Here is a 16,001-nt window from a genome sequence, read left to right on the forward strand (position 1 = left end):
TGTGGGCAGCTCACAAACCGTCATGTCCGTTGGCGCCTTCTGCTTCGGCGTCGCAGTCGGCTACATCACCTATCGCACCTTGGTCCGCGCCGAAAGATCAGCTGTCTCAGACCTGGCCACGGTGGTTACCGCTGTCGGCGGCGGGGCAGTGACCGGCCTGTTTGACCCACAGCAGGGAGACACGTTCGGCTGGTACTCCATCGGACTACTCGCAGGCATGGCCGCGTTCTTCCTGCTCTTCTTTGCCATGAACGGCAAGGCAGCCACAGCCGTCTTCATGGGCGCCCCAGACCTCGGCCGCCCCCAGGAAGACAAGACGCCGGAATCCGCCGGGACCGACGGACGTCCGCGCCGTTAACCGGTGCCCGGCTCCCGGGATCTGCAAGCGCAGACGCGGTCGTCTTTCAAGCTGCAGGTGGGAGCATCACCGCAGGTCAGGTCAACGCCACGCAGCACGGACGGCGTCCTGCTCACCGTCACTGAGGGATCAAGCAAGCGCCTTCATCCAATGCGTGTTTCGCCAATTCGACGTCGGATGGCTTCTGCAGGGTCCTCCCGAGTTGCGGTCCCACCAAACGACTTGCCACCGAAGCCGTCTGTGCCCAGGGCGAGGGCGCGGCGCACTGCGACGGTGCTGCGCTTGTCGGCCGCCGCGCCACGCAGGCCGATGAACGCCTCCAGTGCAGCACGGTGCCCGATCGAGCTGACCGCCGCACAGTGCGAGGACGCCCAACTCCTGGTGGAAATAGCCCTGTTCCGACACCTCACCGGCGAGCCGAGAGGCCTCGGCGCCTGACCGCAGCGACTCCCAGGCGCTCCAGTGCAGCCCCGCGACGAACGCGGGCGCCGCCGTGCGGGCCAACTGCACGGTCACGCTCTCCTCGTCCTCGACCAGCGCCGTCGTGCCCGGCACCAGGATGGCGAGGGCGGCCAGCAGGGCGTGAGCATCGGCGTCGTCGCCGTATCCGGCGGCCTCCAGCTGCGTGAAGACCCCTGCGGCGAGCCAGTACGACCGTGGAGACCAGCCCGCCGGCGGTCAGTTCGCCGAAAGCAGCGTCCGCATGGGTGTCACCGACCAGCGCGGGCAGATGCGCATGGTTCGGCACCCCGCCTGCCGAGCGCGACCACGGACCGCTGCGTGGCGACGGCCTAGTACTGCAACGGCAGCGGTACGTCTCCGCCGTCCTCGGTCCTCGATCACGCGACAGGCAGAGGCCAACCGGATGCACTGATTTCACTGTGGTCGCCAGCGACCGCGCGGCTCGTGCTTGTAGGCAATCTGTACGCCGCCCCCAACCTGCCGCGGGAATGACCTCGAGCGCCCCTATAGAGCGCATGCCAATTCGGCGGCCACATCAGGCAGTTGAGCCCCATCACAGTCCGACCGTTCAGGTGCCGCCACCCAAGGATCGGGAGTACGTTGCCGGTGCGCGTACCAGTCGGGGGAGGCAGGGATGACGCCTGGAGGACCAGCAACGCTCACGCTCCGCCCTCACGTCCGCCCGCGTCGCAGTTCGGGCGCGTCCCCCGTCGGGCCAGGTTCGTCGGGCACGTTGAGCCTCAACCTGCTCGGACCGCCCAGTGTGGTCTTCAAAGGCGAGGCCGTCCGGCTGTCGCCGGGGGCAACCATGCTGTGCGCCTACCTCGCCCTCGCCCCACAAGGAGGGCGGCCACGGTCCGTCGCCGCCGCCCAGTTGTTCGGAGACTGCTCCGAGCAGCCGGCCCGCCGCCGCCTCAACACCGCGCTGTGGCGACTCAGGGTCGAGGTCCGCTCAATGACGGGCCTTGAGATCGTGACCGGCGATGGCCGGAGTACGGTGATCCTGAGTCCCGATGTCGACGTCACCACCGACGCGGCACAGTTCCAGACGCTGATCGAGTTGGTCCTACGGGTGCCGCCGACCGACCTGGCCGACGCGGACGTGGCCCGCCTGGACAGCGCCGTATCGCTTCGTAGGGGCCAGTTGGTCGAGACCTGCCAGGACGACTGGGTCCTGGCAGCCCGGTACCGGATCGACAACCTCTACCTCGCCGCTCTCGACTACCTCATCCAGCACCACGGCGCACGTGGTGACGTCCCGGCGGTCAACGAGTACGGCGAGCGCGCCCTGGAACTGGAGCCGCTACGCGAGGACCTGCACCGCCACCTGATACGCGCCTACGGGACAGCCGGCCGGATGGACCTGGCGGAGCGGCAGTTCGAGCGGTGCCGCGCCATCCTGCTCGAGGAGCTTGGCGCCGATCCCATGCCCGAGACGGTCGCCACCTACGCGCGCCTACGCGGCGGGGGCGCCAACCGGTCGACGACCGTGGCGGCACTGGTCGCCGAGCTCGAACGGGCCCGCCGGGACGTCGGACGCCTGGCCGCCGCCGTAGACCGTGCGCTCGACCAGCTCCGCAGCATGCCCTGATTATCCGGCGCTGTCACCTTCCGCCGGTCGAAGGCATCCTTCACCCAAACGAAGGAGATGCCGAGTCAGACGTCACCCCCGACCACCTTGCCGTCTAGCCTGCCAATGAATTCAACTACTTTCCGTAACATTCTACTACGGTGCGTAACTGGACGGCGGTGATGGGCCGGTGATTGGCCCGTGGTCGTCCCGTGAGCGCGGCACGCCACGCTGACTGCACGAGAGAAGGGTCACGATGTGGCGCTGAGGGGCTGGAGACGTCGATTCCTCATCGATGTCTGGGCGGAACCGAGGGACGTCTCCGGCCTTCCCGCCGTCATGCGCGCCCGCATCCGCGACCTCACCACCGACGAGGAGCAGTACATGGGGTCGATTGCGGAGATCGAGCAGGTCATCGAGGCAAGCCTCGATGACGACGGCATCACCCCGCGGCGCTGGGAACGCTCGTGATCACCGAAGTCAGCGACGCCCTGCGCGACGTCATCCACCGGGCGACTCCCGACTATGGGAGCAGCTGGGTGGTCCTGCACTCGCTTTCCCAGGCCGACAAGACGCCGGTGCCGGAATCGAAGGGCATCCTGGCGCTGATCGCCGTCGAGGAGCACGACCACATGCGCAACCGGCCGCTCACCGAGGGCGGGGCCGGGCTGGTCCGCGCGCCCCTGTCGCTGAAGCTGCACTACCTGGCCACCTTCATGGGCGAGCACGACGAGTCCCAGCGCCGGCTGGCCCGTATCGTGCAGGCCTTCCACTCGACGCCGATCCTGCGCCCGCCGTTGCTCCAACCGCCTCTGGCCGACGAGGTCGAGACGGTCACGATCCGTCTGGTCGGCCCTACCCATGACCAACGCAACCAAATCTGGGGCGCGCTCGGCCGAGCCGGCCGACTCTCCCTGTTCTACGAGGTGGACGTCGCACCGGTCCCGGTCCTGCAACGGGACGGCGCGGCCCGCGTGGTCGAGCATCGCATCAAGTATGTGAGCGCGCCGTGATCACCGCGACGTCCACCACCCGCCTGAAGCACCACGTACGCATCGTGCACGCATCCACGGGCGCACCGATCGGCCCACTCACCGCCAGGCTCACCGAACCGCGGTACGGGTGGGGTACGCGGACAGTCCCCGACGGCGTCGTCGTCACCGCGCGCACGGATGTCGCCGCCCCGCCCGTTCCGCTGCGCCTCGCGGTCACCGTCACGGACTCCGTCCTGGCGCAGCTGCTTGTGTTCCCACCGGCTCCGGGCCAGCCGCCGCACACGGTGGTGGTCGAGCTCGCCGGAGCCGAGATCGAGCAAGCACTGCATCCCGTCCGGATGACCCTGACCGTGACCCTCGTGGCGCCGTCCACGGCCGATCCCCAAACGGGGCGTACGGTCACCGCCCGGGCCACGAAGGGCCCGAACCCCAAGCCCACGATCGCGCTGCCCGAAGTCGAGCCCGGCGTCTATGCCTCGGACCCGACTGAATGGACGGCCGCCTTCACCCCGGCTGAGCTGCTGGTCGACGGCGACCGGCTGCGCACCGTCTCCATGAACGGGCCGTTCGTGGCGACCCGGATCCGGCTGGTCGACACGACATGAACGATGAGCTGAGGAGGACCCGTGACGTATCAATCGCCCGGCGTGTATATCGAGGAGGTCCCGTCCGGGCCGCAGCCGATCGCCGCCGCACTGACCAGCGTGGTGGCGATCCTCGGCACGACGCGTAAGGGGCCGGTTCTCACACCGACCCGCATCACCGGCTGGACCGACTATGTCCGGACGTTCGGCGCCCCGACCTCGCGCGGCTTCACCGGGGAGTCCGTCTTCGGCTTCTTCGAGAACGGTGGACCGGCGGCGTGGGTGGTCCGGGTGGACCCGTCGACCGCGGCGTCCTGGAACGTCTTCGACGTGTCCGGAACGAAGAGCTTCGCCGTCACCGCCCGCTCGCCGGGATCCTGGGGATCGACGCTGGAGATCGGCGTCCGGCCCGACGCCTCCGCGGCCTCCGGGGCCTTCTACCGACAGCAGACCACGGGCGCCGCGGTGGAGGTGACCACTGCCAGCCCCTTCACCCTGCAAGTGCCGTCCACGGCCGGGCTGCGGCCCGGTGACGACCTCGTGCTCGTGCCGATCCCCGCCTCCGGTACGGTGAGCACGCCCGTGGCCGCGACCGTCGCCTCGCTGACGCCGACTACCATCACGCTGGACGCCACCGCCTCGGCGTCGATGGCCTCCGGCTCGACCGTCGCGAGCGCGCTGGCGAACCCCAGGACCACCCTGTTCCTCCCGTCCGGCAACGGATTCCACAAGGGCGACTTGGTCGTGATGACGGCCCCGAACGGCATGCGTGTCGGCGCTCTGGTGACGGACGTCGTCTCAGCCGGGACGTCGGTCACTCTCACCCTGGCGACCGCGCCGGACGCCATTCCCGGGGCCGCGTTCGTGCTCCGCCGGGCCGACTTCCCGGCCATCGCCACGGTCGCAGGCAGGCCGTCGGGCACGCCGCCCAAGACCAACGTGGCCATGTCGGCCCTGTCCTTCGAACGCCCCCTCACCGCACCGCTCGCGGACGACCTGCGGGCCTCCGCCCCGCAGAGCGCCGCCGCCCGGATCACAATGTCCGACGGGCGCACCGCGGTGTGGACGGGAGGCAACCGGTTCGAGGTGGTGGGCGCGGTTCCACCGCCGAGCGGGCCGGTCACGGTCAACGCCCCCGTGTTTGCGGTGCTGCTGGCCGACACCGGCCTGAGCATCACCAGGCTCAGCGAGGCCGTCGTAAGTGCCGGCTACGGATTCCTGCCCGCTGGAGCGAAGGTCAATTACACCGGTACCGGCGCCACCACCGTCGTCGCCACCCGCACAGCGACCGGCTTCAGCCTGAATCCGGCGCCCAAGCCAGGGGACACCTTCACCGAAGCCACCTTCATGCTGCAGGCCAACGCGGATGCCGGCATCGCCGTCCGTTGTGCCGTCGAGCCACGGATCGGTGACCGACTGAAGATCGAAACAGCCTTCCTGCCGATCACCGGCGTCATCTCCGGTAACGGCGACACGTACGTCTTGCGTTTCGCGAACGGAACGAACGTGAACACCACCCAGACCCGGTTCGGGCTGTTCGCGGTGGAGGGCGCTTCGGTAGTCGCCGAGAGGTTCGCGCTCTCCGTGACTTCGGACGGCGTGACCGAGCCCTTCAAGGGGCTGTCGCTCAGCCCCGACCATCCGTCGTACTTCGCCAAGGACGGCGTCGTGAACGGGGTTTCGGCGCTCGTCACCATCGGGCCACGGACGGCTGACGCTCCCGCCTTGTCTCTGGAGTCCGCGCCGTTCTACGTCGCGGCGGACATCATCGGCGCGGACAAGCCCGCGGCCAATGAAGACTTCCGCCAAGGCCTGACTCGCCTGGAGGAGGTGGACGAGCCCGCGATGGTGATCTGCCCGGACCTCGTCACCGTTGAGGATCCGTTGCTGCAAGCCGACATCGTGGGACAGATCGTCACCCACAGCGAAACCTTCCGCCGGTTCGCCGTGATCGACACACCGGCCAAGTTCGACACGCCGAACGAGGACTCCGAGCTGCTCGACTGGCGCAACAAGACATTGTCGTCCACCTACGCGGCGGCCTACGCACCGCACTTGCGGATCGTCACCATCGACCCGGACTCGCAGGACAGGTTCACCACGGTGCCGCCGTCGGGTTTCGTGGCCGGTGTCATCGCCAGGACCGAAAGGCTGCGCGGCGTCCACAAAGCTCCGGGCAACGAGATCGTGAGCGGCATCATCGGGCTGTCGCAGACCTACACCCAACGCCGGCAGGACCTCCTCAATCCCGGCGGCGTCAACCTCATCCGGGCCTTCCCCGGTCGTGGCACCCGCCTGTGGGGCGCCCGCAACGCGACCGACGACACCACCTGGCGCTACGTCAGCGTCCGGCGACTGTTCAACATGATCGAGACCTCGGTCGACCGGGCCCTGCAGTGGGTCGTCTTCGAGCCGAACACCGCCCAGACGTGGATCCGAATCAAGGTCTCGGTGGAGAACTTCCTCGACCAGCAGTGGCGTGCAGGCGCACTCGCCGGGACCAAGCCCGAACAGGCCTACCGAGTGCGCGTCGGTCTCGGCGAAACCATGACCGAGACCGACATCGACCTCGGCCTGGTGATCACCGAGGTCGCCATCGCCCCGGCCAAACCCGCCGAGTTCGTCGTTGTCCGGTTCAGCCACAAGCGACTGTCCGAGTAGGAGTGACGGATGAATCCCATGACCACCCTGCACTTCGCGGTGAGCTGGGGGGACAGGCAACAAACCTCGAGTTTCTCCGAAGTCAGCGGCCTGACGATGGAGGCCGAGGTCATCGAGTACCGCGGCGGCGCCGACCCTCAGTTCTCCGCGCACAAGCAGCCCGGCCTGCGCAAGTTCTCGAACGTCACGCTGAAGCGGGGCATTGCCCCCGCGGAGGCGGGCAACGGGCTGTTCGAGTGGTACAACTCGATCACGATCGGCGCCGTGGAGCGCCGTGATGTCACGGTCAGCCTCCTCAACGAGGAACGCGATCCGGTGATGACGTGGAAGATCAAGGAGGCCTGGCCAGTCAAGCTGGAAGGCCCGGGGCTCAAGTCCACCGGTACCGACGTCGCCATCGAATCGGTCGAGTTCGCCTGCGAAGGCATCCAGATCGAGACCCGGTGATCTCGTGCTGCCGCTTGCTTCGTCCCTCGTCACGCCCTTCACCACGGCGCATTTCGTCCTGGCCATCGACGGACTGGCGTCGGTGAACTTCGCCAAGTGCACCGGGCTGGCCGGGGAGGTCAGTGTGGAGGAATACCAGGAGGGCGGCGAGAACCGGTTCGCCCACCATTTCCCCAGTCGGGCCTCGTTCCCCAACCTCGTGCTCAGTCAGGGCGCCGGACCCGTGCAGGAACTCTGGGAATGGTTCGCCGAGTTCCACGTGACCGGGCTGGTTGCGCCGAGGGACGGGACCGTCGTGCTGATGAGCTCCGTGGAAGGGGCGATCGCCCCGGTCCGGGTGTGGGCGTTCACCAGGGGCTGGCCGGCCAAGCTCACCGGCCCCGACCTGGACGCGCAGTCTTCCGCGGCGGCGATCGACGTCATCGAGATCGCCCACCACGGGCTGTCACTCAAGAAGGTGCTCTGATATGGCCGTTGTGATCGGACAGATCGTCACCGAGACCGTCCTGGCCTCGGCGCCCACAGACGCCCCACCGCCCGGAGAGCCCCGCGGCGAGGCGGACATGGACGTCATCGTGCGCCGGGCGGTCGAGCGGGTGCTGGAGACCCTCCGCCGGGAGTGGGACCGATGAACCTGACCGCGACCCAGCTGACCAAGCTGACCATCGACGCCTTCGCGGACGTCAAGTTCCAGCAGCCCACCGGCCTTAGCTGGCAGGCACTGCTGAACCCGACCGAGCTGTCCTTCTCCCGCAAGAACGTGTACCAGGCGACCCAGTCCGCGGGGGCGTCGGCGCCGCAGCAGTCCTTCAGTGGCGGCGAGCCGGACCAGGTCCAGATCGACCTGCTGCTGGACGGCACCGGCGTGGTCGGCGAGCCCGGCAGCATCGGCCCCCTGCTCGACGCACTGCTGGAGCTGACCCGGTTCCAGGGCGACACCCACCAGCCCTACTACGTGCACACCTACTGGGGACGGTTCAGCTTCCGCGGTATCCTCACCCAGGCCGACGTCACGTACAAGCTGTTCGACCGGGCCGGCGAACCGCTGCGGGCCACCGTCAAGCTGTCGCTGAAGGAGGCGCTCTCCGCCGAGGAGGTGTCCGCGCAGGACCGGGCGTCCTCGCCCGACCTTTACCAGACCTGGCTGGTCAAGGACGGCGAGACGCTCGACGCCATCGCCTCCCTGGTGTATGGGGACCCGGCTTACTGGCGGCCGCTGGCGGCGGCGAACCGCCTGACCAACCCGCGCGGCCTGCTCACCGGCCAGCTACTCATGCTCCCCCCGCTGGCGGCCGGACGATGAGCCCGGCCGAGCAGGACCGCCCCGCGTTCGAGGTGCGCGTGGCCGGGACCGCGCTGCAACCGCTGGTGGCTGCGGACGTCGTCGAACTCGACGTGTCCGAGGAGGTCGGCCGACACGGTCGCCTGACCCTGATCGTGCAGAACTGGGACGCGGACAGCCGCAGCGTGCGACACAGCGACGACGGCCCGTTCGTCCCCGGGACGGCAATCGCTGTCTCGCTCGGCTATCACTCCCAGCTGGCCACCGTGTTCGACGGCGTCATCGCGTCGCTGACCACACACTTCCCGCGCGACGGCCGCCCAGTGCTGCGCGTCGAGGGGCGCAGCAAGTCCATCCTCCTTGAGCACCCGCCTCGGTCCCGTCAGCTTGCCGACGTCTCCGACGCGGACGTCGCTGCCGCCGTCGGCGCCGACTACTCCCTCTCCACGGACGCTGCGGACGGGATCACCAAACCCTTCGTGGTGAGCGACCGGATCAGCGACTGGGAGCTGCTCAAGCACCGTGCGGGCGAACTGGGTTGGGTCACCTACGTCCGCGGCGACACCCTCGTGCTGCGCCCGCCCGCGCAGAAGGTGCAACCGATCCAGGTGGAGCATGGACGCCACCTCGTCGAACTGCACCTGACCCAGGACCTGACGCATGCAATCAGCTCGGCCGTCGGCGTCGCCTGGGACCCGGCCGCGCTCGACGCCGCCGAGTCCGAGCAGAGCGCCGCCTCAGCGGGGGTCGACATCGGTGACCGGACCGCGCACGACACCGCCGCTGACGACTCCGGCTGGCCGTTGCGGGACGAGCGGGCCGAGTCGCCGGCCGTCGTCGCCTCGGACGAGGCCGACGCCCGCGCCGTTGCCACGCAGCGCAATGCCGCGCTGGCGCACTACTTCGGGTCCGGCGTCGTCCAGGGCAATCCTGCGCTGCGCTGCGACGGCTGGGTGTCCATCGCGGGTGTAGGCAAGCGGATGTCCGGCCCGCACTACGTCACCGCGGTGCGGCACCGGCTCTCGGCCGACGGCTATCTGACGGAGTTCCAGGTGGGATCGCCGCCCGCCCTGCTCCCCCCTTCCAGGACCAGGGACCGGGGCCTCGCGCTGGGTGTCGTGGAGGCACTGGACGACCCGCAGTCGCTGAACCGGGTGAAGGTCCGGCTGTCCTGGCGGGCGGACGCCGGGGACGGGGTCTGGGCCAGGCCGGCCAACCTCGATGCGGGCGACGGATACGGCGCGGTCCTCGTCCCGAACGTCGGCCAGGAGGTCCTCGTCGGGTTCGTCGACGGCGACCCGGCCACGCCCGTCGTCCTCGGGTCCCTCTACAACGGCACGCAGCAGCCACCGGTCGTCGTGGACGCCGACACCAACGCGGTTCGGGCTCTGATGACGCCCGACGGCCACGCCCTGCACCTCGAGGACGGCGACTCCGCCGCGGCAAAGCTCCTGTCCGGCAAGGGTCACAGCCTGGTGCTTAACGACAAGGGCTCCGAAGTCGTCATCACGCACGCCGACTCGGGCAACGCCATCCGACTGTCCGCGGACGGCATCGAACTCACCGCGGCGCAGGGCGACATCAAGCTGTCGTCGTCGGCGGGGACCATCACGCTCGATTCGCTCAAGCTCCAGGCCAAAGCTTCGGGGCCGTCCGCGATCGAGAGCTCCGCGACCTTCGAACTCAAGGCGTCCGGGTCGCTGGGCCTCAAGGGCTCACTTGTCACCATCAACTAGTCACCAGGGAGATGATCGCCATGCCCGCGGCAGCTCGAGTCGGAGACACCACGGTGCACGGTGGCACGGTCGTCGGACCAGGGGTCGCCACCGTGCTGGTCGGTGGCATGCCCGCAGCGGTTATGGGCGACACCCACGCCTGCGTGATCCCGTCGCCCCCGCCGCACCCGCCCGCGACGCCGTTTCTGGCCGGCTCGTCCACGGTGATGATCCTGGGCCGGCCCGCGCTGCGAGCGGGCGACTGCTGCGCCTGCGGGGCGTCCGTGGCGGTTGGTAACCCGACGGTGATGATCGGATGAGCGCCGGCGACTACCCGCAGGTGGGCCAGGGTTGGGCCTTCCCGCCCCATTGGGTCCGCCCGGTGCCGGGGCCCGCGTCCGTGGTCACGGATCACGGCGAGGAGCGCATCGAGAGGTCCCTTCAGGTCCTGCTCCGGACCCTGACCGGAAGCCGGGTCATGCGGCTGGGTTTCGGCTCCGGCGTGGACCGGTACGTGTTCGAGCCGCGCACACCCGACGCCTGCTACCGGCTCGCGGACGACGTGCGCCGGGCACTGCTGCTCGGTGAACCCCGTGTCATCGTCGACTCCGTCGAGGCGGTAGCGGCCGAGGACGCGGACGACCGGGTCGACGTCGTCATCGCGTACCGGATCGACCGCCACCGCCGCCCGAACAGCCTCGTCGTCCCGTTCTACCTGGCGGGTGCGCGATGACCCGGCCCGCGGAACGCATCATCGCGGCGATGGCGGCTGCGGCCCGGCTCACCCCCTTCGACAACGAGACCTCCTGGTACGACGCCCTGTTCGCGCACGTCGAGGGCGAGGACGTGCTGGCACGCCCGGATCTGCCCGACGGTGCCCTGCTCAACGCGTTGGCCCGCGAATACACCGCACTCGACGAACACGTCGCCACCCTGCCGGAGCGCACGCACGTCGCCTGGCTGGAGCGGATCCTCGGCATCCCACGGCAGCCCGTCGTGCCCGACCGGGTGATCGCCCACGTCACCGTCGACCCCAAGCTGGCACCAACCGTTGTTCCGCTCGGCACCCGATTGCGGGGCGGCAAGGACGCCTTCGGGAACGAGCGGCACTACGCCACCCTGGACAGCCTCACTGCCCACGGCGCGGCCCTCGTCGGCGTCCGCACCCTGCACCCAGGCGGGACTGAGCCCGGCCGACCGGGCATCGCGAACCAGGCGACGAAGTTCCCGCTCGTCCCCTCCACCGGGCCGGACGCCGTCCACACGCTGCGGATCTACTCCCCGGCGCTGGCCTTCGACGTCGGCGACCTCACCGCCCGGCTGACCTTCGGCGACGCCATCGGGATGCATCTGCTGGCCCCGGCCGTCTGGCGCTGTTCGAAGCCGGATGGCGGCGTCGGCCCGACCACCACGGGGACGGTCACGGACACGGACTCCGACCGGAGCGTCACGGTCACGCTGTCGGGCAGGTGCGGGGCACCGGAGGGCGAAACTCCGTGGATCGAATGCGTCATCCCAGCAACCGCTCCCGTACCGGAGGCGCTGGCGTTCATGACCGTCGACGTGGCAGTCGTCGGACGGACCCCGTTCGTGCCGCAGGCCGCCTCCTACAACGACGGCGCCATCGACGTCACCAAGGAGTTCCAGCCGTTCGGCGCCGTGGCCAAGCGCGGCGACGCCTTCTACCTGCGCTCGGACGAGGCGTTCTCGAAGCCTCTGAAGAACCTGACCGTCACCGTCTCCCTGATGCAGGCGAACGGCGGGACCCTGTGGGCCTCGGCCGGCGGCAGCGGCATCCCGGCGGCCACGGCGGGCTACCTCAAGGCCCAACTGGCCACCGTGCAGAGCCAGGTGGGCTCGGCCTACGCCAAGCACTTCAGCGACATCATCGCGGCCCTCGACGACACCGGCGACCCCTCAGTGGTGTGGCAGCGGCGGGTGGAAGGCCAGTGGCGGCGGATCGGCAACCCCAGTGACCGGTTCGGCTCGATCAGCACGGACGTGTCAGGGGCCATAGGGTCCGAGCGCTTCGCCGTCGCCGGCCAACAGGGGCACTATGTGCGGGCCTTCCTGTCGGAGGGCGACTTCGGCTGGATGGACTACCAGAACGCCGTTGCCGCCTTCGCCACCAAGGCCGTGGCCGGTACGACGCCGAAGCCGACGATGCCGACGCCGCCCGTGCCTCCGATCGCCTCTGGCGTGACGATCTCCTACACGACGACGCCGGTTCCGGCAGCCCGGGTGGAATCCCACAGCGGCTGGCGGCACACGGTCCAGCAGGACGGCACCACATTCCAGCCGTTCCGGCGCACGGTCTCGGACTCGGGAGCGACCGGCATGGTGGCGGTCGGCCTCGATCTGCCCGTGTCGGCCGTGGGTTCCAGCGTCTCGGTGTACTTCGATGTCGACTCGGCCTCACCCTGCGGCGCCGCCGACCCGGTGGACGCCCGCTGGGAGTGGTGGGACGGCGCGATCTGGCAGGACCTCGCCGTCGCTGACGGATCACGGCAATTGCGGGAGTCCGGCCTGCTGCGATTCATCGTCCCGGCCGGATCTATGCCGGGTTGCGCGGACGTCGACGCGGCGACGGGCCGCTGGATCCGCCTGGTCACGACCGCACCGGAACGACTCGGCACGATCCAGGGCGTGCACGTGGACACGGTCCTGGCGCAGTTCGTCTCCGCGGCCGCCGACCCGCAGGCCGACCCGAGCTCAGCCACCGCACTGCCGCCGGGCACGATCAAAGGCACGCTCTCGCCGCTGCGCGGGGTCAAGAAGGTGACCAATCTGTCGTCGCTGCCCGGCCGTGGCCCGGAGCCGGATCCGGCCTACCGCGCCAGGGCGTCGGCCAGAACCCGGCACCGCGACCGCGCGGTGCTCCCTTGGGACTACGAGCAGCAGGTGACGCTCGCCTTCCCCGAGGTCGCCGCCGTCCTGTGCCTGCCCCACACCAATCGTGACGGCGCGCGCGAGGCCGGGAAGGTCGGCCTCGTTGTCCTGCCGGACCGGCCGCTGGGCCCAGCGCCGCGCCCGTCGGTGAGCCTCACCGGACGCATCATGGACACAGTCGCCCCGGCCCGGCCGCTCGGCGCCGAGGTCGCCGTGCTGTGCCCGCTTTACGCCGCGGCCACCGTCGTCGCCTCCATCACACTCCGCCGAGGCATCGCCGCCCTGACCGGCAAGGAATCAATCACCGCCGCGCTGGAGGCGTCGTTGCATCCGGTCGGTCCTATGCCCACGCGGTGGGGACGGCCACTGTACGCGTCGACGCTGATCTCGTTCCTCGAGCGCCAGCCCGTCGTCGACGTCGTCACGTCCTTCCAACTGCACAACGCCGACGGGGCGCCCGTCGAGGTGATCGAGGTCGACCGATGCCGCGGCCTGTACTGCTCGTCCGCCGCACATGAGCTGACCTGTGAGGAGCAGCTGTGACTTCGCAGCAGGCGACGCCGATCGCGCCCTTCGTCCCCGTCGAGCCGGACGCCGACTGGGAGACCGTCCGAGCCCGGGTGATGGCCGACCTCACCGGCGCCGTCCCCGAGGCGTGGAGCGACCACAACCCAGTGGATCCCGGCGTGACGCTGGCCGAAGTCGCCGCGTTCGGCCTGGCCGACCTCCACTACCGCGTGGCCGAGCGACACTTCGACGTTTGGCCGCTGGAGGTGCGGGGTTGGGAGCGGGACGCCCATCGGTCCTGGCATGCGACGCTCCCCCAGGGCTCGTTGACGGCGATCGCGGGCGCATTGGCATCGCCTGGACCCACCTCGGCCGCCGAACTCGAGCCGCTGGTCCGGGCCTGCCCGTCGCGGGCGGAGGCCACCACGCTGATGTCGAAGCCACCGTGGAGCGCGGCGTTCAGTGTCGAGCAGCGCTCGCCTGTGATCGCACTGATGCGAGCCCGGCTGGTCCGTCAAGTGGCGCAGGAACAGGCCCACGTTGTCGCCGAGGCCGTCGCGGCACAGCGGGACTGGGCCGATCCGGTCGCCGTCCGGGACGCCCGGGCCGCCGCCGAGCTGGCCTACACGCTGCCGCTGTGGGACGAGGAGATCGTCGCAGTCGTACGGCGGGAGCGGCGCCGCCTGTCGCAGGAGACACTCCTCGCCCGGCTGGCCGAGGTCCGCGCCGCCACTGTGGCAACGGTCCCAGCGACCCGGGCCGCGCTCACCGAAGACGGCCTCGACCCGGCCGAGGTGGAGGCCGCACTGGCCGCCGAATCCCAGCCGCCGGGGATGCTGCCCGAAGACCTCGAGGACTTCCGGGGCCGCTCGCATATCTGGCCGCCGCACCCGATCCAGACGCTGACCTGCGAACCGGTGACCGCGGAGGACTACGCGCGGCGGGCCCGCGCACATCCCGGGGTCCACCGGGCCTGGGTCGTTCCCGGCAGGCTCGAGGGCATCGCCTGGAACGGCCTGCCCACCGACACAGACGTGCTGCCAAGCCTCGCCGTGGACGAGGACGCCCCGGCGATCACCCTGGTGGTGGAGCCGGTGGGCGAACTCACGGCCGGCCATCACGATTTCCTGCGATCCGTGCTCCGGACGGCGATCGGACCGGAGGCGGGAGTTCCCTTCCCCGACTGGCGCACACAGGTGAACGCTCTCACGCCCCGTCGCGTCATCTGCGACGAGGTCGGCGCCGGCCTGCTGACCACCAAAGCCGTCTTGGTCAGGGGAACACTCACCACCGGCATCGGGGCCGACCGCGATGTGGTGATCAAAGACGTCCGGGCCCGGATCAACTTGTTCTTCACCGAGGGCCGACCGGAGTCGCGGACACCCGCGCCCGAACCAAGCGTGGACGGTCCGTGGCCGCGGATCGACCAGCCCTCCACGGGCTGGATCCCCGGCACTCCGATCCGGTTCACCGAAGTGGTCGAGGCGATCGTGTCCAACACCGAGGTATGGGGCGTCGACAACCTCGGTTTGAAGCTCGAGGATGGGCCCACGTTCCTCACACTGTCCGACGGAAGCCTTGCCCTCCCCAGCAACGCCGTACCGAAACTGGCTGCCGCGGACTGCCTGCGGGTGCAGTTCTCACTGGTCACGGAGGGCGGACATGCGTAGCCCCGACTACACCCGGCTGTCCGCCCAACTGCCTCCCGTCTACCAGCAGGCCGAGGCGTCCTTCGCCCAGGTGGACGCGTATCTCGGACTGGCCGACGAACTGAACCGTGCGATCGTCGAGCGGTTGGAGGACCTACTGCTCACCCTCGGGCCGGACGCCTTGCTGCGCTGGCCCACCGACGTGCCCCTGGATGCCGGGGCTGACGCCCTGCTGCAGTCCTACCTCGCGACCTACGACGAGGTGGCGGCCTGGGCTGGCTTCGCCTTCCCGGCGAACTGGCCGAAGGACGAGCCGGGACTGGCCCGCCGCCGCGAGTTCCTGGCCCGGTCGGCGAGGCTGTGGCGCCGCCGGGGCACACCACGCGGCTTCCTCAGCTGGTTCGCCCTGTACTTCGGCATCGCCAGAGCGGACCAACTGCCCTACCTGCTCGAGCATTACAAAGCGCGCGGCACCGAGCAGACGATGCCGCCGTACTCGGCAACGCTCTTCGTCCCGAGCCCGCCGTTCGACGACTGGGCCAGGCGGGAGGAGGTGAACGACTTTGTGCACCGCTACGCGCCCGCCCACGTGTACATGCGGGTCTGCTTCGTAGACCCCGCGTTGTTCACGGAACCGCCCTTCATCGACCCACCGGTGCTGCCCCTCTCGCCGACCCAGGCGCAGCTGAACAACTACGCCAAGGCGGTCGCCGATCACGAGGCGCGACTCCACACGCTGGTGTGCTCAGCGGTGTCGGACATCGACCACAAGAACGGCATCCACATCCACGAATGCATTGATGAAGGCCGCCCCAACGACCGTCTCGGCGTCGGGCGCCTGCCCACGACGTAATGGCCCGCAGGCAGTCAAAGGGAGAATCA

At 69.6% G+C, this 16,001-nt stretch carries 16 protein-coding genes and 1 pseudogene; 16 read left to right on the forward strand and 1 reads right to left on the reverse strand.

Annotated features, from left to right (window positions below; genetic code table 11):
• The first annotated feature begins 1 nt into the window (after position 1).
• Positions 2-358, forward strand: coding sequence for a hypothetical protein (locus tag ACIBN2_RS45435; protein WP_399143665.1), 357 nt, complete (start codon positions 2-4; stop codon positions 356-358).
• A gap of 188 nt (positions 359-546) precedes the next feature.
• Here the strand turns inward: ACIBN2_RS45435 and ACIBN2_RS45440 are convergent.
• Positions 547-1,149, reverse strand: a pseudogene (locus ACIBN2_RS45440) (ATP-binding protein); the annotation flags it as partial.
• 404 nt (positions 1,150-1,553) lie between these two features.
• Between ACIBN2_RS45440 and ACIBN2_RS45445 the strand changes: the two are divergent.
• The 15 genes from ACIBN2_RS45445 to ACIBN2_RS45515 all read left to right on the forward strand — a co-directional run bounded on the left by ACIBN2_RS45445 (position 1,554) and on the right by ACIBN2_RS45515 (position 15,972).
• Entirely contained in the window at positions 1,554-2,411 is an 858-nt protein-coding gene (locus ACIBN2_RS45445; RefSeq protein WP_399143666.1) for a BTAD domain-containing putative transcriptional regulator, read from the forward strand.
• Positions 2,412-2,729: 318 nt separating this feature from the next.
• Positions 2,730-2,861: a hypothetical protein gene (locus ACIBN2_RS45450; protein ID WP_399143667.1), complete on the forward strand. Its 132-nt coding sequence runs from the start codon at positions 2,730-2,732 to the stop codon at positions 2,859-2,861.
• A complete protein-coding gene (locus tag ACIBN2_RS45455) occupies positions 2,858-3,403 on the forward strand; it encodes a Pvc16 family protein (RefSeq protein ID WP_399143668.1) in 546 nt (181 codons plus the stop codon). Before ACIBN2_RS45450 ends, ACIBN2_RS45455 begins: the two co-directional genes overlap by 4 nt.
• Complete coding sequence (locus ACIBN2_RS45460; protein ID WP_399143669.1) at positions 3,400-3,990, forward strand: hypothetical protein; 591 nt, start codon at positions 3,400-3,402, stop codon at positions 3,988-3,990. The genes ACIBN2_RS45455 and ACIBN2_RS45460 overlap by 4 nt, the downstream gene beginning before the upstream one ends.
• 21 nt (positions 3,991-4,011) lie before the next feature.
• Positions 4,012-6,630, forward strand: coding sequence for a phage tail sheath subtilisin-like domain-containing protein (locus ACIBN2_RS45465; RefSeq protein ID WP_399143670.1), 2,619 nt, complete (start codon positions 4,012-4,014; stop codon positions 6,628-6,630).
• Between the two features lie 18 nt (positions 6,631-6,648).
• A complete protein-coding gene (locus tag ACIBN2_RS45470) occupies positions 6,649-7,077 on the forward strand; it encodes a phage tail protein (RefSeq protein WP_399143671.1) in 429 nt (142 codons plus the stop codon).
• 4 nt (positions 7,078-7,081) lie between these two features.
• A complete protein-coding gene (locus ACIBN2_RS45475; protein ID WP_399143672.1) occupies positions 7,082-7,543 on the forward strand; it encodes a phage tail protein in 462 nt (153 codons plus the stop codon).
• A gap of 1 nt (position 7,544) precedes the next feature.
• A complete protein-coding gene (locus ACIBN2_RS45480; protein WP_399143673.1) occupies positions 7,545-7,709 on the forward strand; it encodes a hypothetical protein in 165 nt (54 codons plus the stop codon).
• On the forward strand, positions 7,706-8,380 hold the full coding sequence (locus tag ACIBN2_RS45485; RefSeq protein WP_399143674.1) for a hypothetical protein: 675 nt from the start codon (positions 7,706-7,708) through the stop codon (positions 8,378-8,380). The genes ACIBN2_RS45480 and ACIBN2_RS45485 overlap by 4 nt, the downstream gene beginning before the upstream one ends.
• The gene (locus tag ACIBN2_RS45490) at positions 8,377-10,095 is read left to right on the forward strand and encodes a phage baseplate assembly protein V (RefSeq protein WP_399143675.1); all 1,719 of its coding nucleotides are present in this window, start codon (positions 8,377-8,379) and stop codon (positions 10,093-10,095) included. Before ACIBN2_RS45485 ends, ACIBN2_RS45490 begins: the two co-directional genes overlap by 4 nt.
• A 20-nt stretch (positions 10,096-10,115) precedes the next feature.
• Complete coding sequence (locus ACIBN2_RS45495; protein ID WP_399143676.1) at positions 10,116-10,394, forward strand: PAAR domain-containing protein; 279 nt, start codon at positions 10,116-10,118, stop codon at positions 10,392-10,394.
• Complete coding sequence (locus ACIBN2_RS45500) at positions 10,391-10,807, forward strand: GPW/gp25 family protein (protein WP_399143677.1); 417 nt, start codon at positions 10,391-10,393, stop codon at positions 10,805-10,807. Before ACIBN2_RS45495 ends, ACIBN2_RS45500 begins: the two co-directional genes overlap by 4 nt.
• Positions 10,804-13,506, forward strand: coding sequence for a baseplate J/gp47 family protein (locus ACIBN2_RS45505; RefSeq protein WP_399143678.1), 2,703 nt, complete (start codon positions 10,804-10,806; stop codon positions 13,504-13,506). Before ACIBN2_RS45500 ends, ACIBN2_RS45505 begins: the two co-directional genes overlap by 4 nt.
• A complete protein-coding gene (locus ACIBN2_RS45510) occupies positions 13,503-15,140 on the forward strand; it encodes a hypothetical protein (protein ID WP_399143679.1) in 1,638 nt (545 codons plus the stop codon). The genes ACIBN2_RS45505 and ACIBN2_RS45510 overlap by 4 nt, the downstream gene beginning before the upstream one ends.
• A complete protein-coding gene (locus ACIBN2_RS45515) occupies positions 15,133-15,972 on the forward strand; it encodes a hypothetical protein (protein WP_399143680.1) in 840 nt (279 codons plus the stop codon). Before ACIBN2_RS45510 ends, ACIBN2_RS45515 begins: the two co-directional genes overlap by 8 nt.
• Positions 15,973-16,001: the final 29 nt, after the last annotated feature.

Source organism: Streptomyces sp. NPDC050534 (assembly GCF_044457745.1).
GTDB lineage: Bacteria > Actinomycetota > Actinomycetes > Streptomycetales > Streptomycetaceae > Streptomyces.